Genomic DNA, 19,482 nt, shown 5'->3' with positions numbered 1-19,482 from the left:
GCGGTTTAATATCAGGATATGGACCTGACCTTGCTTCGAGCGTTCGTCACGGTCGCGCGCGAGGGCAACCTCACGCGCGCGGCCACCCACCTGCATCTCACGCAGCCGGCCGTGAGCCTGCAGATCAAGCATTTGCAGGAGCAGCTTGGCGTCTCGCTCTTCACGCGCACCTCGCACGGCCTCACGCTCACGCGTGACGGCCAGGCGCTGCTGCCGCACGCCGAGCGCGCGCTCGCCGCCGCCGGCGACGTGCAGCGCGCCGCTGCTGCGCTGCGGCACGAGGTGCGTGGGCGCTTGCGCATCGGCACCATTCTCGATCCGGCCTTCCTGCGCCTGGGCGGCTTTCTGCGCCAGCTCGTCGAAACCTGGCCGCAGATCGAAACGGCGCTACGCCACGGCATGTCCGGCTGGGTGCTCGACCAGGTGCGCTCGCGCGAACTCGACGTGGGCTACTACATCGGCCAGCCCACGCCCGCCCCCGATACCTTCCACGCCATCACGCTCACGCGCTTTCAGTATCGTGTGCTAGCGCCTGCGGGCTGGAAGGAGCGCGTGAAGGACGCGCGGGACTGGCGCGCGCTCGCCGCGCTACCGTGGATCTGGACGCCGCCCGCCTCCGCGCACAATCGCCTGCTCACCACGCTTTTCGAGGCCGCGCATGCGAGGCCCGTGAAGGTGGCCGAGGTGGACCAGGAACCGTCGATGCTCGATCTCGTGAAATCGGGCGTGGGCCTCACGCTCGCGCGCGATTCCACGGCCCTCGCCGAAGCGCACGCGCACGGGCTCGCCATCGTCGAAGGCGTGGCGGTGCCCACGGAGCTCACCTTCATCACGCTCGCCGCGCGGCGCGACGAACCCACCATCGCGGCGGCGCTCAAGTCGATCGAAACGCAGTGGGCGATATGAGCCGCGCTCATGAAGACGCGCGTACGCCGTTCATGTCTGACGTGAGCGCCGAACGGCTCGCGTAACAGCGCTGTCACACAAGTTTTGATAGATTGGGAATTCGCTCCGCGTTTTCAGCACGCCTGCCGGTGTGCTCACCCTGCGCGGCGCGTTTCCAGCCTCTCCCATCGTTCCCCTTGTTCCCTTCGTTCGACAGGAGCCTTGCATGGCCCGCAACATCGAAATCAAAGCCCGCGCCCGTCAGTTCGACGCCCTGCGCGAGCGCGCTTCCCAGCTCGCATCCGATGCGCCGCTGATCTTTCGCCAGCAGGACTTCTTCTACGATGTACCGCGCGGCCGCCTGAAGCTGCGCCAGTTCGACGACGGCACGCCGCCCGAGCTGATCTTCTACCAGCGCGACGACCGCGACGGCCCGAAGGCCTCGTACTACACGCGCAGCCCCGTCACCAATGCCGAGGCCATGCACTCGCTGCTCGCCACGGCGCTCACCACGCGCGGCATTGTCTCGAAGGAGCGCCACGTGTATCTGGCGGGCCGCACGCGCATTCATCTGGACCGCGTGGACGGCCTGGGCGACTTTGTCGAGCTGGAAGTGGTGCTCGGCCCCGAGGACGACGAGCAAGGCGGCGAAGCCGAAGCGCACGCGGTGTTCGCGAAGCTCGGCGTGGATGAAAGCGATCTCGTCGCCGTGGCTTACGTGGATCTGCTCAATACGGCCAGCGCGGCCTGACATCTTCAATCAGCAAGCGGGCCCTTCGGCCCTCTTGGGCCCTCCGCTCACGCCGCCGGCGCGCCCGGCTCCAGATGACCGAGCGGCAGCGGCCCGTTGCGCTTGAACGTGGTCAGCACGATGTTCGAGCGCACGCTGTCCACGCCGGGCACGCGCATGAGCTTCTTCATGACGAAGGTCGAGAGCGCGTTCAGATCGGGCGCGACAATGCGCAGCAAATAATCGGCGTCTCCCACCACGGCGTGGCATTCGAGCACCTCGGGCAGCACGTCGATCTGCTGCTGGAACTGCTCGATGATCGAATCCCCGTGATGCTTGAGCTTGAGGCTCGTGAACGCGGTCACGCCCAGCCCGAGCTTTTCGGGCCGCAGCACCACGCGATAGCCGTCGATCACCCCCGAGGCCTCGAGGCGCTGCAGCCGTCTGCCGATCTGCGAGGGCGAGAGCGGCACCTGCTCGCCAAGCTGCTGATGCGTGGCGCGGCCAAAGCGCTGCAGCACGTCGAGGAGCGCCAGATCGAAATGGTCGAGTTCGAGCATGAATTAAATCCGCATTGATTGACTTGATAGCGCTCGATTATTGCATATTTGATGTAAATCACGTTCAGTACGCGCACATGCCGCGCGCCAATCGCTCTAGACTTGCATCACAGCAAGCCTTTTTAGTGGAGCGTTACGAACATGGCCGCCGCCACCGCGAAACTGCAGGAGCAGTTCGACGCGGGTCTCACCACCCGTCCCGATTTCACGATAGACCAGCCGCTCGAACGCTACGGCGCGGCCGATCACGCCGTATGGGATCAGCTCTACCGGCGCCAGCGCGCGCTGCTCGAAGGTCGCGCCTGCGAGGCCTTCCTCGAGGGCGCCACGCGCATCGGCCTGAATGTTTCCCACGTTCCCTCCTTCGAGCAGGTGAACGAGCGTCTGATGGCGGCAACCGGATGGCGCATCGTGGCCGTCCCGGGCCTCGTGCCCGACCGCATATTCTTCGAACACCTTGCTAACCGGCGCTTTCCGGTCACCTGGTGGATGCGCCGTCCCGATCAGCTCGACTATCTGCAGGAACCCGACTGCTTCCACGACCTGTTCGGCCACGTGCCGCTGCTCACCGACGCCACTTTCGCCGATGCGATTCACGCCTATGGCCGTGCCGCGCTTGCCGTCGAGGAGCGCGCGTTGCCGTTGCTCGCGCGGCTCTATTGGTACACGGTGGAGTTCGGTTTGATGCGCGACGCGAGCACGCCCAACGGCGTGAAGATCTACGGCGCCGGCATCGTGTCGAGCAAGGGCGAGATGCTCTACAGCGTCGAAAGCGCGGCGCCGAACCGGCTGGCGTTCGACCTCGACCGCGTGCTGCGCACGCGCTATCGCATCGACACATTCCAGAAGACCTACTTTGTGATCGACTCGTTCGCCCAGCTCTTCGAAGCGCTGGGCACGGGCATTGCCTCGCGCCTTGACGATCCGGCGGCGCTCATCGCGGCGCAGCCTCACGCGGCAGGCGACGTGCTGCACAGCGACACGATCATCACGCGCGGCACAGGCGAGGGCTGGCTCGATGACGGAGACGTCTGAACGAAAGGCGGCTGGGCAGCGCGACAGATAGGCGCAACATCGGACGCAACACGGCGCGCAACGCGGCACCAACTGCCCTTTGCGCCCCAGCTAGCGCACGTTGCTTGACCGGACCGCTCGCACACGCGTCCCATAAGTGAAAAAATGGCTGATCGGCTAACGGCGCACGCCTGGCCCCAAGCTCAACAGAGGTGCAACGATGATCAACCGACTCACATCCGAAGAGCGCGCATCGCAACTGGCCGACCTGCGCGGCTGGCAGGCCGTCGCCGGCCGCGATGCGATCCAGCGCCATTTCCGCTTTGCCGACTTCAATGAGGCATTCGGCTTCATGACGCGCGTGGCCATCAAGGCGCAGGAAATGAACCATCACCCCGAGTGGTTCAACGTATACAACCGCGTGGAAATCACGCTTTCCACTCACGAAGCCGACGGCCTCACCTCGCGCGACATCGAACTCGCGCGCTTCATCGACTCGATTGCGCCGGGACCGCTCAGCGCATAAGCAGCGGGACTACACATGGGTACGCTGTGCGCAGGGCAAGTGCACACAACTCACGCACAGCGTGTCGTGAAAGCATAATGCAGGGTGTGTGGCCTTCAAACCTTCAGCTTTGAAGGCTATTCTTGATGGATACGTAAGACTCCCAGGCAGCTCGGGCAATCGGGTCTAAACGTTCCGGTGATATGGCGTTCTGACGCTGTACAATCAGCAGCGCATAAGGCTTGGAGAGCGCACTCGCCTCCTGGCACAACGCGAGTTCGTCGCCAATCGAAGGCGAGCGGTTGCGCCAGAAGTTGATCGCGGCTTCGAGTTCGGTGATCGAAATATCGGACATGTGGATCGTGATCGCGCAACCGTCGGGCTGTGCTGTGAGCTCAGCAAGCGACGCTTCGCGAACTGCGTGCCTGAACGCTAAAACCCATTGTACTTGAGCGAATCCCATGCGACTCCTTCTGATCGAAGACGACCGCCCTATCGCACGCGGCATCCAGTCCAGCCTCGAACAAGCCGGCTTCACGGTCGACATGGTCCACGACGGCATCTTCGCCGAACAGGCCCTCACGCAGAATCGCCATGAGCTCGTGATCCTCGATCTCGGCCTGCCGGGCATCGACGGCATGACGCTGCTTTCGCGCTTTCGCCAAAGCAACCGCCACACGCCCGTTATCGTGCTCACCGCGCGCGACGAACTGAACGACCGCGTCCAGGGCCTGAATTCCGGCGCCGACGACTACATGCTCAAGCCGTTCGAACCGGCCGAGCTTGAAGCGCGCATTCGCGCCGTGATGCGCCGCAGCGGCCCGCACGGCGACGTGCCGCGCCCCGAAGTGTCGCTCGGCGGCGTGCGCCTGTCGGGCGTCGATCGCCGCATCTTCAACGACGACAAGCCGCTCGAACTCTCGCCGCGCGAGTTCGCCGTGCTCGAAATGCTGCTGCTGCGTCATGGCCGCGTGGTGAGCAAGGCGCAACTGCAGGACCACCTCACGCACTTCGGCGGCGATCTCGGCGACACCGCGATCGAAGTCTACGTGCACCGCGTGCGCAAGAAGCTCGAGAACTGCCGCGTCGAAATCGTCACGGTGCGCGGCTTCGGCTACCTGCTGCAGGAAATCCGCCAGGCGGCCTGATCCGCCTCGCTTCCTGAGCCAGCCAGCGGCGGCGGAACATTCCGCCGCCGTTTGCGCTTGATGGCCCTTCATTGGCCCTTCAATGGCGCATCAATGGGACTTCAGCCGCCACGCCCGCGGCCCGCGTACAATGGATCGATCCCGTGTGGCGCACGCCGCCGCACCCACGATTCATTATTCGCCCCGAAGCCATCATGTCCTCACCGGCCGCAACGAGTCTGCGGCGCACGCTGCTACGGCGCCTCGCCGCCCCGCTTTCGCTGCTCGCACTGATGAGCGGCCTGATCGCCTATTGGCTCGCCTGGCAGTACACGCAGCACGTAGTCGATCGCTCGCTCGCCGACCTCGCCACGGCCATTTCCCGGCAGATCCAAATCGCCGGCGACGATGCCGCCAGTACCGTCCCGCCCCTCGCGCAGGCGATGTTTTCCGACCCCGTCGAGCACCTCATCTATCGCATCAGCAACGGCGAAACCGAAATCGCGGGCGATCACGATCTGCCGCTGCAGGGCACCAACGTGCGCCGCATGCACTACGCGTACGTGTTCGAAACGATCTATAAGGGCGTGACCGTGCGCGTCGCCCAGGTGCGGGTGCCGCAGACACACGGCAACCCGATCGTCGTGGAAGTCGGTCAGCCTGTGCATCATCGCTTTCGCATCGCGGCCGAATTTCTCGTCGCGATCATGATGCCGTTGCTGCTCCTGCTGCTCGCCGGCTGGGTCATCGTGTGGCGCGTGGTCAACCAGCAGCTCAACCCACTCACCGCGCTCGCCGACTCACTCAACCGCCAGACGCACACGTCCCTCGAACCTGTGGACGAGACCTACGTGCCCGTCGAGATCCGTCCGCTCACCGGCGCACTCAACGCGCTGCTCGGCCGTCTGAAGACCGCGCTCGACGCGCAGCGCAAGTTCATCGCCGACGCGGCCCACCAGTTGCGCACGCCGCTCACCGCGGTGAAGCTGCACGCCGAACAGGCCGTGAATGCGCGCGAGCCGCAAAAGGTCAACGACGCCGTGCGCGAGCTGCGCGCGGCCGCCGATCGCGCGGTGCGTCTGTCCAATCAGTTGCTCTCGCTTGCTCGCGCGGAGCCGGGTGAGCAAGCCGCGCGTTTCGTCGATATCGACATGGCCGCGCTCGCGTTCGAGACAGGAGCCGAGTGGGTGCCGCGCGCGCTGGCGAGCCATGTCGACCTCGGTTTCCAGCGCCTCGACGACCCCGAAAACGACACGCCGTTGATGGTGCGCGGCAACCCCGTGCTGCTGCACGAGGTCATCGCGAATCTGCTGGACAACGCGCTCAAATATTTGCCGCCCGCGCGGTTAGAGGGCGGCCGTATCACCGTGACTGTTTCGCAGTCCTCCGCAGACGGCGTACCGATGGCCGAGATCATCGTGGAAGACAACGGCGGCGGCGTGCCCGCTTTGCAACAATCGGATCTTTTCAAGCGCTTCTTCCGAGGCGACGCCCAGAGCGAGAACGGCGTGGACGGCGGCGCGGGCCTTGGTCTCGCAATCGTCCACGACATCATGGCGCTGCATCGTGGCAGCGTGCACTACGACGATGCACCGGAAGGCGGTGCGCGCTTCATCGTGCGTGTGCCGCTCGCGAATCTCCGCACGCCGGTGCGCACGGACGTCAAAGACAAGCGAGACAGCAAGGAAGGCAGCGCCACCGAGACCGCACAGCTCCAGACGCTCAAGTCCGACGAACCGCCACGCGAGAAGAAACCGACCCATCAGGCGAGCATCGATCTCTGAGGCGGCAAACGCCACGAAAACGACAAGGGCCGCTCATGCGGCCCTTGTGCTTGATGCGATGCGACGCGCGTTGCGGCGCTTACTTCTTCTTTTTGCTCTTGCCCTTCGCCGCTTTTGCGCCCTTCGCAGACTTGTCGTCGTCGGGCGGCGCGAGCATTGTGCCGCGGCACTTGCGGGCGCCGCAACGGCATTCGTATTCACGCTTGAGCTTCTTCGTCTGCTTCGCGTCGATCACGAGGCCGTAGTCGTAGAAGAGTTCCTCGCCTTCCGCGATATCGCGCAGCGCGTGAATATAGACGTGTCCTTCGATTTCCTCGGCTTCGCAGTTCGGCGCGCACGAGTGATTGATCCAGCGCGCGCTGTTGCCCTTCACCTTGCCGTCGATCACGTCGCCGTCGTCGAGCGCGAAATAGAACGTGTGATTCGGCTCGTCAGGATTATGCGGATGACGCCGCAGCGCTTCCTTCCAGGAGATGCGCTCGCCCTTGTATTCGATCAGTCGTTCGCCGGTCGCAATGGGGACCGCCGCAAACACGCCCTTGCCGTGCACGCCCGACTGGCGCACGACGATCCTGCGTTCACTCATTGAATGAATCCTTGTGAAGTACTGGGGGAGACTGTCCCGGTCATGACAGGCGGCTTGGAACACATCCTCGCGCGCCGCCTGCGGCTCTCTCATGAAGCCGTGCCTGACGGTCTGCCTGGCCTTGCATCGGCCCTTGCATCAAACTTCGCGTCCTGCCTCGTCGCGCTCCGTACGCAAACGCGGCGCCGATTGGGCGCCGCGCTCATGCGACGCCCGGCGCGCCACAGACGGCATCGTACACGCTCGCGCCTCTTTCGTTCAACCCATATGCGCCGTGAGACAAGCGCCGCGCGCAGCGTATCAGCGCTGACCGAGTGTCGTCTCGCCGAATAGCTTCTTCAACTCGCGCGGCTGCGAGCGCCAGTATTGCGGTGGCGCACTCACGCTCGCGCCGAGTTGTGCCGCGGCGTGCCACGGCCAGCGCGGATCGTAGAGCATCGCGCGCGCCATCGCGATCATGTCGGCTTCGCCGTCTTCGACGATCTGGTTGGCCTGCAAGGCGTCGGTGATGAGGCCCACCGCAATCGTCGTCATGCCGGTTTCGGCCTTCACCTGGCGTGCGAACGGCACTTGATAGCCGGGTTCGAGCGGAATTCTTTGCAGAGGCGACACACCGCCCGACGACACGTCGATCCAGTCCGCGCCGCGTGCCTTGAGCGCCTGCGCGAGCACGACAGTGTCCTCAGGCGTCCAGCCTCCTTCAACCCAATCCGTTGCCGAAACGCGCACACCAATCGGGCGATCGGCGGGAAATTCGGCGCGCACGGCGTCGAACACTTCGAGCGGAAAACGCATGCGGTTCTCGCGCGAGCCGCCGTACTCGTCGCTGCGCTGGTTCGCGATCGGCGAGAGAAATTGGTGCAGCAAATAGCCGTGCGCCGCGTGTATTTCGAGGGCGTCGATGCCAAGACGCGCAGCGCGGCGCGCCGTGGCCACGAACGCATCGCGCACGCGATTCAGACCCGCGACGTCGAGTGCGAGCGGTGGCGCCTCGCCCTCCTTGTGCGCGAGCGCCGAAGGCGCGTGCGGCAGCCACCCGCCGTCGGCGACCGAAATCAGTTGACCGCCCTCCCACGGTACATGGCTCGATGCCTTGCGCCCCGCGTGCGAGATCTGCATGGCGACGCGAATTGGCGAATGGCGGCGGATAGCGGCGATGACGGGCTCGAGCGCGGCTTCGGTCACGTCGTCCCAGAGGCCGAGATCGCCCGGCGTGATACGACCGTCGGGTTCGACGGACGTCGCTTCGATACAAAGCATCGCGGCGCCCGAAAGCGCCAGGTGGCCGAGATGGATCATGTGCCAGTCGTTGGCTTCGCCACGCTCGGCGGAGTACTGGCACATCGGTGAGACGACGATGCGATTGGCGAGCGTCACGCCACGCAGTTCGAGCGGAGTGAAGAGCTTGCTCATGGGAGGTCCACGGACGGTTGGCAGAAGCGTCCGAGAATATCACGCGCTTTTTTCACGCGTTCGACAGGGAACAACGCGTACGCGACGTGCGCCCGCGTGAGGTGGTTCAGCTCGGGTTCAGGCGTGCGTCAGGGTTGGCGCGCCGCCATGCGTGCGTCGACGGCGTCTAGCCATTCGCCAAACATGCGGCTCGCCTGCGCTTCGAGCGTCGGGCCGTGGCGCGCCGTATCGCCGCGCAGCGCGTTGACATCCACGCCCGCGGTGGCGATTTCAGCGGCATGACCGATCAGCCAGGGCTCGAAGCGGTCGGCGCGCACTTCGGGATGGCATTGCAGGCCGAGCACGTGGTCGCCCCATGAAAACGCCTGGTTCTCGCACAGCGGCGTGGAAGCAAGACGCGTCGCGCCCTGCGGCAGATCGAAGGTATCGCCATGCCAATGCAGCATGGAGGTCGCCGCGGCGTCGAGGTGCTGCAGCGGTGAGGCGCGGCCAGCGTCGGTGAGCGTGAGCGGCGTCCAGCCGATTTCGGGCTGGGGCCCGGCATACACGCGCGCACCGAGCACGCGCGCGATGAGCTGCGCGCCGAGGCAAATGCCGAGCGTGGGCAGACCCGCCGCGACGCGCTTTTCGATCATCGCGGCAAGAGGAACCAGGGTGGGATAGCGTGCGTCGTCGCACGCATTGATCGGGCCGCCGAGCACGACCATGAGCGACGCCGACAAGGGATTGAGCGCGCCAACGCGCGCGAAGCCGACGTCGACGTAGCGCACGGGGCGTCCGCGGTCGCCGAGCACACGTTCGAAGCTGCCGAGGTCCTCGAAATAGACATGGCGCACAGCCAATACTTCGCGATTCATCGGTAAATTCCCGGGTCGGCTGTGGACGGCTGCACGTTACCGTTTTTGTACGGCGCTTGCGAACGCTTGCGCCTACGGTCGTGCCATAAAACGTGTGGCAAATACTTGTGGCAAATACTTGCGAGAACTACACAAATCGCCACGCACACAATACCGGCACGCAATCGACATCGCGATGCTTCGCATTGCCGTGCATTACATGCATGACGCGCGCAGGCGTCAACGCGCGCCGGCCGCCCTGGGGCGGCGGCGCAGCTTTGGCCTTAAACCGCGAAGATCTTCCAGTTTTTCTTCTGGGTCGTCACGTCGGCCTGTTCGTAGACCGAGCAATCGAGACGCAGATCGGTGTCAGCCATATCGATGTTCAGAAGCTGGCAGTGATGCGGCGTCTTCTTCGGGTTCTTGCTCGGCTCGAAATGCGAGCAGGTCAGGCACATGCGGTGTTGCGGGCTGGTTTCCTGCGATTCGAGCAGATAAACCGTCTTGAGCAGCGTGCGATAAAGCGTGGACTGTTCGTCCGCCTTCAGTGTGCCGACCGCCTTCGACAGGAAGTCAGGCCACTGCGACGCCTTCTTCGCCGCCGTGCGGCCGCGCGAGGTCAGACGCACCGCGAGTGCGCGGCCGTCGTCGAGCGCGCGACGCTTTTCGACGAGCCCCTTGGTTTCGAGCGTGCTCACCGCATCGCTGGTGGTAGCGGCCGTGAGGGCCGTTTCACGCGCGATCTCGCCGAGGCGCATCGGCCCCTTGCGCTGCATCAGCAGCACGAGAATTTCGCCCTGGGTAGGCGTGAGTCCTGCGCCTTCGGCCCAGTCCCACGCCTGGCTCCGCATAGCCGTGCTAAGTCGCAGCAGGCTATGGGTCACCCGCCCGGCTGCCTGCTCTCCATATACGCCTTCGCTCATAGTCTTTCGCTGGTTATTGGCAGCTTGCGCTGCATCGTCAGCCGCCGCTTTGACCGACGGCCTGTGGGAACGCTGGCGCCCGGTCATCCCGAACGCCGCACCATCTGGAAAAAACCTGCAACGCGCACGCCATAGCTGCGTTGCACTGTCATTTTCCTTGCCGCAGGCCCCGAAAACATCCTTCAAGTCCCGACGCCAGTGCAGCAAACCGACATTCTATGCGAGAGCGGCAAATCGCACAGCTAACTTATCCAACGTGAATTGTGGATAACCCGTTGATAAGCACGCCATTGCTATGTGGACAGGTTCCTGGCTGCTCGCAATCGTCGCCCCATGACTCATGCAGGTTATCGCGGATTTCTGTCTCGAACGCAACTGGAATCTGCCCGATTGTCGCTAACCAATCATTACGTAGTCCATTGAGTTTGCAGGGAAATCGATGGTTGCCCACAGCGGCGTGGGGCCGTTTGTCCATGAATATGGCCCATGTCGGGACCCAGGTCAAAAAAATAAGAACCCCCAGGTACCTCGAAGCCAGCAAAAAAAATTTCATCCACCTCGAAAAAAGTGGCGCGCGGAACCAACGCGACCCGTTTTTGACCCACTTGTTACCCGCTTCTTGCCCACTTCCCGGCCCCTGAAAGCACGAAGGGCAGCCCGAAAGCTGCCCTTGCATCCTGTTTTGCCGGCGCGGGGCGCTTCTGGCACCCCGCGAAAATCGGTCAGTGGTCCTGTGCGTCCGCCGGCTCCCTTTTTTGATTCCCGTCAGGCGCGCCAGCGCAGGCACTGTTGCCGCACAGCTTCGTGCAGCGATTTTTCCTCGGCCACCACGCTGCGCAGCCAGGTGGCGTCGTTATTCTGCGCGCGGGCGATTGTGCCGATCTCGGTGAGCGCGCGCGTCGAGCCGAGCGCTTCGCCGTGCGGCGCGATCCGATCCAGCGTTTCGAGAATGTCTTCGGAAATCGTACGCCGCTCGCCCGTTTGCGGATTCACGCAGGTGCCGGCGAGGCCGAAGCGGCACGCCTGGAAGCGGTTGAACGTGTACACGAGATAGTCGTCCTCGAGCGGCGCGATCGGTCGATCGGTGAGCAGATGGCGTGCGAGCGTCTGGATGTAGCAGGCGATCGCAGCGGCGCGCTCCACCGAAAGCGGCGTGTCCATCACGCGCACCTCGATCGTGCCGAAACCGGGTTTCGGGCGGATGTCCCAGTAGAAGTCTTTCATGCTGTTGACAACACCCGTGTGCACCATCTTCGAGAAGTACTCCTTGAACTCCTCCCAGCTCAGCACGAACGGCGCGCGGCCCGACAGCGGAAACGCGAACACGGAATTCAGTCGTGCCGAATGAAATCCGGTGTCCACACCCTGCACATAGGGCGACGACGCCGAGAGCGCGATGAAATGCGGAATGAAGCGCGAAAGGGAGTGCAGCAGGAAAAGCGCGCTGTCCGCATCCGGGCAGCCGATATGCACGTGCTGGCCGAACACCGTGAATTGCTTCGCAAGGTAACCGTACAGCTCGGAAAGATACTGAAAGCGCGGGGTGTCGACGATGCGCCGGTCGCTCCATTGCTGGAACGCGTGCGTACCGCCGCCGCACAGACCGACATTGAGACGATCGGCCGCGGCGACGAGCACGTCGCGAATCTTGCGCAGATCGGCCACGGCCTGCTCGTGATTGGTGCAGATACCGGTGGAAAGCTCAATCATGCTTTCGGTGATTTCGGGCGTGATGTTGCCCGGAATCTCCTGATCTTTGATGAGGCGCATGAGGTCGCTACCCGCCTTGGTCAGATCGTAGTCGTGCGTGTTGACGATCTGCATTTCAAGTTCGATGCCGAACGTGAACGGCTTCGAATCGACAAACGTTTCGAGTGACATGGCGTCCCCTTTCAGGGCGTCGCGCGCATGCCGTTGGCCGCGCGCGACGCGAGATTCATTTTTCGCCGCGTTCGCCGACGAGCGTAAGCGCGCGATAGACCAGCCAGGGTCCGAAGAGCTGCAGCACGACGATCGAGCAAAGAATGATCGCGCGCAGGCGCGGATCGAACGTCGGATAAAGCTCGTAGGTGTCCTCGACAAGCAGCAGCGCGAGCGCCGACATCGGGGTCAAGGCAATGCCGAGCGCCACACCCTGCTTCCAGTGCAGCCCGCTCGGTTTGGCGAACATCAGCACGCCGACGAGTTTGGCCACGAGGCGCGCGACGATCAGCCCTGCCGCGGCCGCGCCGCCCACGAGAATGTCGTGCCACTCGAAGGTCGTGAGCGTGAGCACGAACAGAATCACCGTAAGCAGCCATCCGGCCGTGCCGAAATGCTGCGGCCACAATTGCGGACGCGCCTCCAGATTCTTCACGATGATGCCGGCGGCAAGCAGGCTCAGGATCGTCGAAAGCTTGAGCAGGTGCGCAATGGCAATCGCGAGGAGCACGAGGCCGAAGAGCGCGACAAACGAGTGCTCGTCCTGCGGGCTCAGCCGCCGGTAAAACAGCGTGCACGCGCGGGCGAGCACGAACGCGAGAATCAGCGAGCCGATCAGCAGATAGAGCGGCTGCAGGATCGTCGCGAATACGTTGCCGTACATTTCCTGATGCAGCCAGGTCGAGGCGAGCTTTTCCACGATCACCGCATACATGCTGTTGAGCGCCGTGAGCGTGAGCAAGCGTTGCGTGACCTGGCCTTCCGCGCGCAACTCTGTCTTGAGCTGGATCACCATGGCAGGCGACGTCGCCATGGCGATCGCGGACACGACGAGCGCGATCATCGTCGGCACGGAAAGAAACAGCAGCACCGCGAGCACGAGCACAAAGGTGAGCGAGGCCTCGGCGAGACTCGAAAGGATGAGCCAGGGATTGCGGCGGATCCAGCGCAGGTCGAGCCGGCTGCCCAGTTCGAACAGCAGCAGGCCGAGCGCAACGTCGAGCAGCGGCCGCGCGGACGTGCCGACATTGGCGTCGATCACGCCAAACCCGGCCGATCCGGCTATGAGCCCGATCACGCCATAGCCCGAGATCCGCGGCAAGCGCCACGCCCGATAACAAAGCTCGCCGCACAAACCGGCGGCGAGCAGCGCGAGCCCGGCCCAGAAAATACCGTCGAGTGGCAACGGCCAGGCGGGAAAAAACGAAAACGCCGACTTCATCGTGGTGGCTTCTCCTTGGCAACGACATCTTGCGTGGGATCGAATCCGGCTGTCCGACGTTAGATCGACATACGGCTGGCTAGCAGGCAAGCCGCGTGCCGCGCGAGGCGAACGACACCTCTACTCCCCGTCCGGTGCCTGCTTGCTGCGCACCTGGCGCGGTTCGCGCCAACCGATGCAGCCGGCTGGCTCAACGATCTGACGACATGGCGAGCTGGCGCGAATTAGCGCTTCCTGCGGCGAGTGCGGGCAATTCGTGCGGCAAACGCTACGGCAAAACGCTGCGGCAAGCAGTGCGCCGGCACATGACGGTGCGGCGAACAGCCGGTACGGGCGCCTTGCGTGTGGTGTGGCTGCGCCCGCGTTGGATGAACGAACGTTGCTGTCTACCCTGAGCACTCAGATTCAGGATGAGGGGCAACCGTTCCTTGGATGCGTCGACCGTCTGATGCGGCGTTTGACGCGGAAAGAACGGCGATTGTGCCATAGCTTTTTTGCAATTGCCCCCCGCTCTTCGAAAGCATCGACGAAGGCGGTAATAGCGTCCTCATTGTGCGCTTCGGGCGACGTATGCGGAAAAAATGACCGCATCGAGAGGCGGCTTTCGTCGGCGTTTTCAAGCTCGGGTTTCGTCGTGCTTTCCGGTAGCGATGGGATTAGCTTCGGGTTTACGGTTTACCGTATGTATACGTAGTAGAAGTTAACAAGGGCCTGGGTTTCCTGTGGATAACCGGGGTTTACCGAAAGGAATCCGCGAGTTGGCGCTCGCACAACCGGGCGCAAAGTGTGTGCGGTCCGCGCGCGCTTCGAAGAACAACTTTTTGGCCTGGAAGGGGGTGTGCTGAGTTACCCCGTTTACGTCCACACCGGCTCCACACTCGATTCGCTGGTAATTCGCGCGGTTATCCACAGATTCGCGTGGATAACCTGGGCGGCCCTTTTCAGCCCTTTTCCGTGCGCCGCGCTCAAAGACTGCGCTGGCGCAAGGCGCGCTGGAGAAAGCGCGCCGGATCCACCTGATCGGCGAGTTCCCGCTCCAGCGGCCACGGTTCGCCTTCCAGCTGCGAGGCGATCAGCTCCGCCCCTAGCGCCGCCCACACGAGCCCGCGCGAGCCAAACGCATACGCACCGTAGAGGCCGCTTGCGCGCGGCAGGTCGAGCGGCCACGCGCCGGCCAGACGCTGCGCATCGCGGCGGGCGGCATTTTCGTCGGCGAGCGGGCCGATCATCGGCATGCGGTCGCTGGTGACGCAGCGGAACGCCACGCGGCCCGCGAAGTCGCGCTCGCCTTGAGCCGCGCCGAGTTCCGGCAGCATTTGGGCGACGCGTTCGATATTCTCGGTATGGCCGGCGGCGCGCAGCGCGTCGTCGGCGTCGTCGACTTCGTAGGTAGCGCCCGCGAGTGTCACGCCGTCGTCGAGCGGCACCGCATAGCCTTCGCCGATCACGGGCACGCGCAGGTTCGCGAGCGGGCTGGGATCGACGAGCGTGAGCTGACCGCGCACGATGCGCGTGGGCGCATGCTCGAGCGTGGCGGCGCGCGAGGCGTCCTGGGCGTTGGCGAAGATCACCGCCCCCGCCTGGGCGACGAATCGTCCGGCGTCGTCGAACACCTGCCATTCGTCGGATTCTTGAACGCCTGCGCGCGCGATATGACCGATACGTACACCGAAACGTGTTTCGACCTGTGCGCGAGGCAACGCGGCGGCGTAGGCGCATTGAGCGTGGCAGAGCGACGCCGGGGAGATCGCGCCGCCTAGCGGATAGAACCACCCGCCCTGATTGAGCGCGACGCCGGCCAGCGCCTGCGCTTGCTCACGCGTGACGGCGCTCACGAATTCTTCGGGATAGCCGAACGATTCCAGCGCGGCGGCGACGGCGCGCGATTCGTCGTCGGTGGCGAGATGGAGCAAGCCGGCGTGCGAGCGCCTGGGCGCATGGCCCGCGGCTTCGAGCGCCGCCCAGCGCCGGAGCGCGTAGAGAAACCCCGCGCGCGTGATGCGGGACGCGCTGCTGTCGTCACGGGAAATCAGCGGATGAAACACGCCGGCCGGATTGCCCGATGCCTCGAGCGCGGGTGCGGCGTTGCGTTCGATGAGCGTCACGCGCCAGCCGCGTACGGCCAGCCGCTCGACGAGTGCGCAGCCGGCGAGTCCCGCTCCCACGACGATGGCGTGCCGCTCGCGCAGCGCAAGTGGCAGCGGCGGCTCGTAGCGGCGCACGCGCCAGCGCGGCGCGAAGCGTCCGACCAGCATCGCCCACTTGCCGTTGAAGCCTTTTACCTTCTGGTATTCGAAGCCGCTTTGCTCCAGCGCGCGCTTCACGTCCCCCGAACTGCTCCAGGTCGCGAAGGTCGCGTCCTCGCCGGCAATGCGCGCAAGTGCCTTGAAAATGGCCGGGGACCAGAGCTCGGGATTCTTCGCGGGAGCGAAGCCGTCGAGGTAGATCGCATCGGCGCGCATCCACATTTTGGGAAATACCTCGAGCGCGTCGCCGAAAACGAGCGTGAGCGTGACGCGTCCGTCATCGAATTCGAGTCGATGCGTGCCCGCCACGAGCATCGGCCAGGCGTTCACGAGTTCGCGCGCGAGCGGCGCTTCGCGTGTGTGCGCAACGATTGCGCCGAGCGCGCTCTGCAGGTCGTTGCGCGCGAACGGATGTTTTTCCACCGAAACGAAATGCAGGCGTTCGCAGCGCGCCGGATCGTCGCGCCATGCCGACCACGTCGCGAGAAAGTTCACGCCCATGCCGAAGCCGGTTTCGACCACGGTGAAGATCCGCCGGTCTTGCCAGCGCTGCGGCAACGCGTTGCCGTTCAGAAAGACGGCTTGGGCCTGTGCGAATGCGCCTGCAGTGCTGTGATAAACGTCGCCATAGATAGGCGAAAACGGCGTGCCGTCTTCCCGAAAAGCGAGCGTGGCAGGTGTCAGGGTGGCGGTCATGAGGAACGCGAAGCCAGAAGTGAGGAAGAAACGAGAAAGGAGCGAGACGGGAAAAAGCGTATGGCGAAGGCTTGCCGCATGGCCGCAAACGCTTGCCAGGCCTGCGTTTGCGCGCGTGCTGCGTTGGCGCCGCGCAACGCGTGCGGCGGGAAAAATGCCGCAGGCAGCGGGATTTGCGGGGGTGGATACCCCTAAAACGTCTGTAGGCGCCAAAAAAGCCGCAATTCCCGCGCGAATTCTTCGAAACCCTTGTCGTTATTGGGTTTGCGCTGCGCTATCATAGCAAGCGCCGCCCAGGGAAGCGGCAGCACGGACGTTGCGGCATAAGACACACGCTAGCCGCCGCAACGCGAAAACGCCGGGGTGCTCCGGGTCCGTCGCTGCTCGACGGCGCGGCACGCGTCCGTATAATCGGCGCGTTCGCGCTGTTCGTGTCAACCTAAACACAGAAAGGAACTTCTCAATGAATAAACAGGAACTGATCGACGCCGTCGCAGCACAGACGGGCGCTAGCAAGGCACAAACCGGCGAGACGCTGGACACGCTCCTCGAAGTGGTCAAGAAGGCTGTGTCGAAGGGTGACGCGGTTCAGCTGATCGGCTTCGGCAGCTTCGGTTCGGGCAAGCGCGCAGCCCGTACGGGCCGCAACCCGAAGACCGGCGAAACCATCAAGATTCCCGCAGCCAAGACCGTCAAGTTTACGGCTGGCAAGGCGTTCAAGGACGCCGTCAACAAGCGCTAAGCCATTGCCGCTTTAAGTTGACACCCGCCCCTGGCGGGTTTTTTTTCGCCCGCGCGGTTCGTGCAGCGCGGGCGAAAAAGCAAACGGCGCCGCAATAATGCGGCGCCGTTGTTGATTGAGCGCGTCGCTCTGACTACTCGGGACGACTAGGGACGATGGACGATTTCGCCGTGATCGCCGTGATCGCCGTGATCGCCGTGATCGTGATCGTGATCGTCGTCGTCCAGTTCCCAGGACGGGAACGGGTCGGCGTAGTTCAGCCAGGCTTCGGGACCAGCCGCGTACTCCTCGTCGGTGAGAAGACATGCGTCGAGCTTCGAGCGCCAGGCGTCGCGATCGAGATCCACACCGATCATCACCAGTTCCTGGCGACGGTCGCCGACGCTGGGGTCATCGAGATCGCCCTGCCAGTCGGCGGCGATTTCCTTTTCGAGCTCGGCGTCCTGCGGCCATTCCTCGCGCGGCAGCGCAGCCCACCACGTGCCCGCGGGACCGTGGCGGCACACGCCGCCTGCCTGCGAGAGCGTGCCCGTTATGTCGTTGCGCGTGGCTAGCCAGAAGAAGCCCTTCGAGCGCAGTACGCCCTTCCACTCCTGGTTGAGCAGCGCCCAGAAGCGTTCGGGATGAAACGGACGGCGCGCGCGATAAACGAAGTTGCTGATACCGTACTCATCGGCTTCGCTGCGCGGCGCATGCGTATGCGCAGGATCGTGGCAATGCGCCGGGTCATCGCTATGGTCATGGTCGTGCAGCGACGCGAGCCAGCCCGGTGCGCTCGACGCCGCATCGAAATCGAAGCGCCCGGTATTGATCACTTCCTCGAACGGCACATCGCCGAAGCGGCTCACCACCTGCACGGCGCGCGGATTGATGCGCGCGAGAATGTGCTGCAGGCGCGCGAGTTCGTCGTCGCTCACGAGGTCGGCCTTGTTGAGCACGAGCACGTCGCAGAATTCCACCTGATCGACGAGCAGCTCCACGATCGCGCGGTCGTCTTCCTCGCTCGCCGCCACGCCCCGCTGCGCGAGCTGGTCAGCGCTCGCGTAGTCGCGCAGGAAGTTGAATGCGTCGACCACCGTGACCATCGTGTCGAGGCGCGCGAACGCGTCGAGCGCGACGCCGTCTTCGCCCGCGAAGGTGAACGTTTCCGCGATCGGCATGGGCTCGGCCACGCCGGTCGATTCGATCACGATGGCGTCGAAGCGCTGGCCGGTGTGCGCGGGGTCGGCGAGGCGCTGGATCTCGGTGAGCAGGTCGTCGCGCAGCGTGCAGCAAATGCAGCCGTTCGACATTTCGACCACGCGCTCTTCCACGCGCGAGAGCGCCGAGGCGTCGCGCACGAGCGCGGCGTCGATGTTCACCGACGCGAGGTCGTTGACGATCACCGCCACGCGCAGGCCCGCGCGGTTCGAAAGAATATGGTTGAGCAGCGTGGTCTTGCCCGCGCCCAGAAAACCCGAGAGCACGGTGACGGGCAGTGGCGGCTGGTTCATCGCAGTTGGGGTGCAGAAAGTGAGTCGGGAGGCGCGCCGCGCGAAAGGATCGAAATCCTCGTAAGGGAGCGGCGCCAGCCAGTATTTTGCACCATGCACGCGCCAGGCGCCGGGCACGCGTGTCGCCGCTTTCAGGGCTCAAGCACGCAGTATGCGCTCGAGTGCGCTACTGCATGAGATGCCATTTGCGCAGAATGTCGGCGATTTGCTGCGCGTACTGGTCGCGCTGCGTTGGCGTTTCGGAATGGTAAGCGCCGATCGCCGCCCACGTGTTGCCGTATTTGTTCATCTTCTGGCGTAGATGCCACGCGGCAATGTAGACGTTCTTGCACGGCTCCATGAGCGTGCTTTGCGAGATGCCGTACTGCGAGAGCACGGGCAGGTGCACGGAATTGATCTGCATGACGCCATAGTCGATCGAACCGTTCGCATTCCTGTGTACCGCGTCGGGCCGGTTGTGCGACTCCTGCCAGGCGATGGCGCGCAGGATCAGCGGATTGACCTTCTGGTAGTGCGCGGCCTCGTCGAAACAGTCCGCGTGCGCGAGCGTGCTGGCGCTCGCGGTGACGAGCACCACGGCGGCGGCAAGCGTAGCGGACCAGATGTTCTGCATGGCGACTCGCGCGGAAGCTGAAAAAAGGGCAAACAAAAGGACAAACAAAACGGCAAGCAAAGAACCGAACGACGCAGTCTGAAGAATGACGCAATCTCTCGCGGGCCGGCCTGTTTTCTGGCGAGCAATGCGGGAATTCCCACACAAATAAGGCCCGAAAGTGCGTTGGGCAACCTTCGGGCCGCTC

The 19,482-nt window shown here is 64.1% G+C and carries 17 protein-coding genes and 1 pseudogene; 7 read left to right on the top strand and 11 right to left on the bottom strand.

Annotation, left to right across the window (positions count from 1 at the left end):
• Nucleotides 1-18: 18 nt before the first annotated feature.
• Complete coding sequence (locus JMY28_RS24150) at nucleotides 19-906, top strand: LysR family transcriptional regulator (RefSeq protein WP_201698412.1); 888 nt, start codon at nucleotides 19-21, stop codon at nucleotides 904-906.
• A gap of 205 nt (nucleotides 907-1,111) precedes the next feature.
• Complete coding sequence (locus JMY28_RS24145) at nucleotides 1,112-1,636, top strand: class IV adenylate cyclase (protein WP_201698411.1); 525 nt, start codon at nucleotides 1,112-1,114, stop codon at nucleotides 1,634-1,636.
• A gap of 47 nt (nucleotides 1,637-1,683) precedes the next feature.
• Here JMY28_RS24145 and JMY28_RS24140 read toward each other — a convergent pair whose 3' ends face one another.
• Entirely contained in the window at nucleotides 1,684-2,175 is a 492-nt protein-coding gene (locus tag JMY28_RS24140) for an Lrp/AsnC family transcriptional regulator (protein ID WP_028203286.1), read from the bottom strand.
• A 141-nt stretch (nucleotides 2,176-2,316) separates the two neighbouring features.
• Between JMY28_RS24140 and phhA the strand changes: the two genes are divergently transcribed.
• Entirely contained in the window at nucleotides 2,317-3,210 is an 894-nt protein-coding gene (phhA, locus tag JMY28_RS24135; RefSeq protein WP_201698410.1) for a phenylalanine 4-monooxygenase, read from the top strand.
• A 181-nt stretch (nucleotides 3,211-3,391) separates the two neighbouring features.
• Nucleotides 3,392-3,715, top strand: a pseudogene (locus tag JMY28_RS24130) (4a-hydroxytetrahydrobiopterin dehydratase); the annotation flags it as partial.
• A 103-nt stretch (nucleotides 3,716-3,818) separates the two neighbouring features.
• Here the strand turns inward: JMY28_RS24130 and JMY28_RS24125 are convergent.
• On the bottom strand, nucleotides 3,819-4,049 hold the full coding sequence (locus JMY28_RS24125) for a DUF3717 domain-containing protein (protein ID WP_028203283.1): 231 nt from the start codon (nucleotides 4,047-4,049) through the stop codon (nucleotides 3,819-3,821).
• Between the two features lie 106 nt (nucleotides 4,050-4,155).
• On the opposite strand from JMY28_RS24125, the gene JMY28_RS24120 reads away from it, so the two are divergent.
• Together JMY28_RS24120 and JMY28_RS24115 are read left to right on the top strand one after the other, a co-directional pair.
• Nucleotides 4,156-4,842: a response regulator transcription factor gene (locus JMY28_RS24120; RefSeq protein ID WP_027815974.1), complete on the top strand. Its 687-nt coding sequence runs from the start codon at nucleotides 4,156-4,158 to the stop codon at nucleotides 4,840-4,842.
• A gap of 194 nt (nucleotides 4,843-5,036) precedes the next feature.
• On the top strand, nucleotides 5,037-6,605 hold the full coding sequence (locus JMY28_RS24115; protein WP_201698409.1) for a sensor histidine kinase: 1,569 nt from the start codon (nucleotides 5,037-5,039) through the stop codon (nucleotides 6,603-6,605).
• Nucleotides 6,606-6,684: 79 nt separating this feature from the next.
• On the opposite strand, the gene JMY28_RS24110 is transcribed toward JMY28_RS24115, so the two are convergent.
• The 7 genes from JMY28_RS24110 to mnmC all read right to left on the bottom strand — a co-directional run bounded on the left by JMY28_RS24110 (nucleotide 6,685) and on the right by mnmC (nucleotide 16,447).
• The gene (locus JMY28_RS24110; protein ID WP_201698408.1) at nucleotides 6,685-7,191 is read right to left on the bottom strand and encodes an SET domain-containing protein; all 507 of its coding nucleotides are present in this window, start codon (nucleotides 7,189-7,191) and stop codon (nucleotides 6,685-6,687) included.
• Nucleotides 7,192-7,491: 300 nt separating this feature from the next.
• Complete coding sequence (locus JMY28_RS24105) at nucleotides 7,492-8,604, bottom strand: NADH:flavin oxidoreductase/NADH oxidase (RefSeq protein ID WP_201698407.1); 1,113 nt, start codon at nucleotides 8,602-8,604, stop codon at nucleotides 7,492-7,494.
• 128 nt (nucleotides 8,605-8,732) lie between these two features.
• On the bottom strand, nucleotides 8,733-9,461 hold the full coding sequence (locus JMY28_RS24100) for a glutamine amidotransferase (RefSeq protein WP_201698406.1): 729 nt from the start codon (nucleotides 9,459-9,461) through the stop codon (nucleotides 8,733-8,735).
• Between the two features lie 263 nt (nucleotides 9,462-9,724).
• Nucleotides 9,725-10,363, bottom strand: coding sequence for a MarR family winged helix-turn-helix transcriptional regulator (locus tag JMY28_RS24095; RefSeq protein ID WP_042266031.1), 639 nt, complete (start codon nucleotides 10,361-10,363; stop codon nucleotides 9,725-9,727).
• 765 nt (nucleotides 10,364-11,128) lie between these two features.
• Nucleotides 11,129-12,244 carry a YbdK family carboxylate-amine ligase gene (locus JMY28_RS24090; protein WP_201698405.1) on the bottom strand — a complete coding sequence of 372 codons (1,116 nt, stop codon included), beginning with the start codon at nucleotides 12,242-12,244 and terminating at the stop codon, nucleotides 11,129-11,131.
• Nucleotides 12,245-12,299: 55 nt separating this feature from the next.
• Nucleotides 12,300-13,505: a cation:proton antiporter gene (locus tag JMY28_RS24085; protein WP_201698404.1), complete on the bottom strand. Its 1,206-nt coding sequence runs from the start codon at nucleotides 13,503-13,505 to the stop codon at nucleotides 12,300-12,302.
• Between the two features lie 965 nt (nucleotides 13,506-14,470).
• Nucleotides 14,471-16,447, bottom strand: coding sequence for a bifunctional tRNA (5-methylaminomethyl-2-thiouridine)(34)-methyltransferase MnmD/FAD-dependent 5-carboxymethylaminomethyl-2-thiouridine(34) oxidoreductase MnmC (gene mnmC, locus JMY28_RS24080; protein WP_201698403.1), 1,977 nt, complete (start codon nucleotides 16,445-16,447; stop codon nucleotides 14,471-14,473).
• A 463-nt stretch (nucleotides 16,448-16,910) separates the two neighbouring features.
• Here mnmC and JMY28_RS24075 point away from each other — a divergent pair, with 463 nt between their 5' ends.
• Nucleotides 16,911-17,189 (top strand): HU family DNA-binding protein, encoded by a 279-nt coding sequence (locus JMY28_RS24075; protein ID WP_027815965.1) that lies wholly within the window; start codon nucleotides 16,911-16,913, stop codon nucleotides 17,187-17,189.
• Nucleotides 17,190-17,335: 146 nt separating this feature from the next.
• Here JMY28_RS24075 and JMY28_RS24070 read toward each other — a convergent pair whose 3' ends face one another.
• Both JMY28_RS24070 and JMY28_RS24065 read right to left on the bottom strand, forming a co-directional pair.
• Nucleotides 17,336-18,682 carry a GTP-binding protein gene (locus tag JMY28_RS24070; RefSeq protein WP_201698402.1) on the bottom strand — a complete coding sequence of 449 codons (1,347 nt, stop codon included), beginning with the start codon at nucleotides 18,680-18,682 and terminating at the stop codon, nucleotides 17,336-17,338.
• A gap of 166 nt (nucleotides 18,683-18,848) precedes the next feature.
• The gene (locus tag JMY28_RS24065) at nucleotides 18,849-19,295 is read right to left on the bottom strand and encodes a lytic transglycosylase domain-containing protein (protein ID WP_201698401.1); all 447 of its coding nucleotides are present in this window, start codon (nucleotides 19,293-19,295) and stop codon (nucleotides 18,849-18,851) included.
• Between the last annotated feature and the right edge of the window lie 187 nt (nucleotides 19,296-19,482).

This window comes from Paraburkholderia hiiakae (assembly GCF_904848665.1).
Taxonomy (GTDB): Bacteria; Pseudomonadota; Gammaproteobacteria; order Burkholderiales; family Burkholderiaceae; genus Paraburkholderia; species Paraburkholderia hiiakae.
This window is presented reverse-complemented; position numbering and strand designations above follow the sequence as displayed.

Coding starts and splice junctions, on each gene's coding strand:
- JMY28_RS24150 (WP_201698412.1), top strand. CDS start 19: ATGGACCTGACCTTGCTTCGAGCGTTCGTCACGGTCGCGCGCGAGGGC.
- JMY28_RS24145 (WP_201698411.1), top strand. CDS start 1,112: ATGGCCCGCAACATCGAAATCAAAGCCCGCGCCCGTCAGTTCGACGCC.
- JMY28_RS24140 (WP_028203286.1), bottom strand. CDS start 2,175: ATGCTCGAACTCGACCATTTCGATCTGGCGCTCCTCGACGTGCTGCAG.
- phhA (WP_201698410.1), top strand. CDS start 2,317: ATGGCCGCCGCCACCGCGAAACTGCAGGAGCAGTTCGACGCGGGTCTC.
- JMY28_RS24125 (WP_028203283.1), bottom strand. CDS start 4,049: ATGTCCGATATTTCGATCACCGAACTCGAAGCCGCGATCAACTTCTGG.
- JMY28_RS24120 (WP_027815974.1), top strand. CDS start 4,156: ATGCGACTCCTTCTGATCGAAGACGACCGCCCTATCGCACGCGGCATC.
- JMY28_RS24115 (WP_201698409.1), top strand. CDS start 5,037: ATGTCCTCACCGGCCGCAACGAGTCTGCGGCGCACGCTGCTACGGCGC.
- JMY28_RS24110 (WP_201698408.1), bottom strand. CDS start 7,191: ATGAGTGAACGCAGGATCGTCGTGCGCCAGTCGGGCGTGCACGGCAAG.
- JMY28_RS24105 (WP_201698407.1), bottom strand. CDS start 8,604: ATGAGCAAGCTCTTCACTCCGCTCGAACTGCGTGGCGTGACGCTCGCC.
- JMY28_RS24100 (WP_201698406.1), bottom strand. CDS start 9,461: ATGAATCGCGAAGTATTGGCTGTGCGCCATGTCTATTTCGAGGACCTC.
- JMY28_RS24095 (WP_042266031.1), bottom strand. CDS start 10,363: ATGAGCGAAGGCGTATATGGAGAGCAGGCAGCCGGGCGGGTGACCCAT.
- JMY28_RS24090 (WP_201698405.1), bottom strand. CDS start 12,244: ATGTCACTCGAAACGTTTGTCGATTCGAAGCCGTTCACGTTCGGCATC.
- JMY28_RS24085 (WP_201698404.1), bottom strand. CDS start 13,505: ATGAAGTCGGCGTTTTCGTTTTTTCCCGCCTGGCCGTTGCCACTCGAC.
- mnmC (WP_201698403.1), bottom strand. CDS start 16,447: ATGACCGCCACCCTGACACCTGCCACGCTCGCTTTTCGGGAAGACGGC.
- JMY28_RS24075 (WP_027815965.1), top strand. CDS start 16,911: ATGAATAAACAGGAACTGATCGACGCCGTCGCAGCACAGACGGGCGCT.
- JMY28_RS24070 (WP_201698402.1), bottom strand. CDS start 18,682: ATGAACCAGCCGCCACTGCCCGTCACCGTGCTCTCGGGTTTTCTGGGC.
- JMY28_RS24065 (WP_201698401.1), bottom strand. CDS start 19,295: ATGCAGAACATCTGGTCCGCTACGCTTGCCGCCGCCGTGGTGCTCGTC.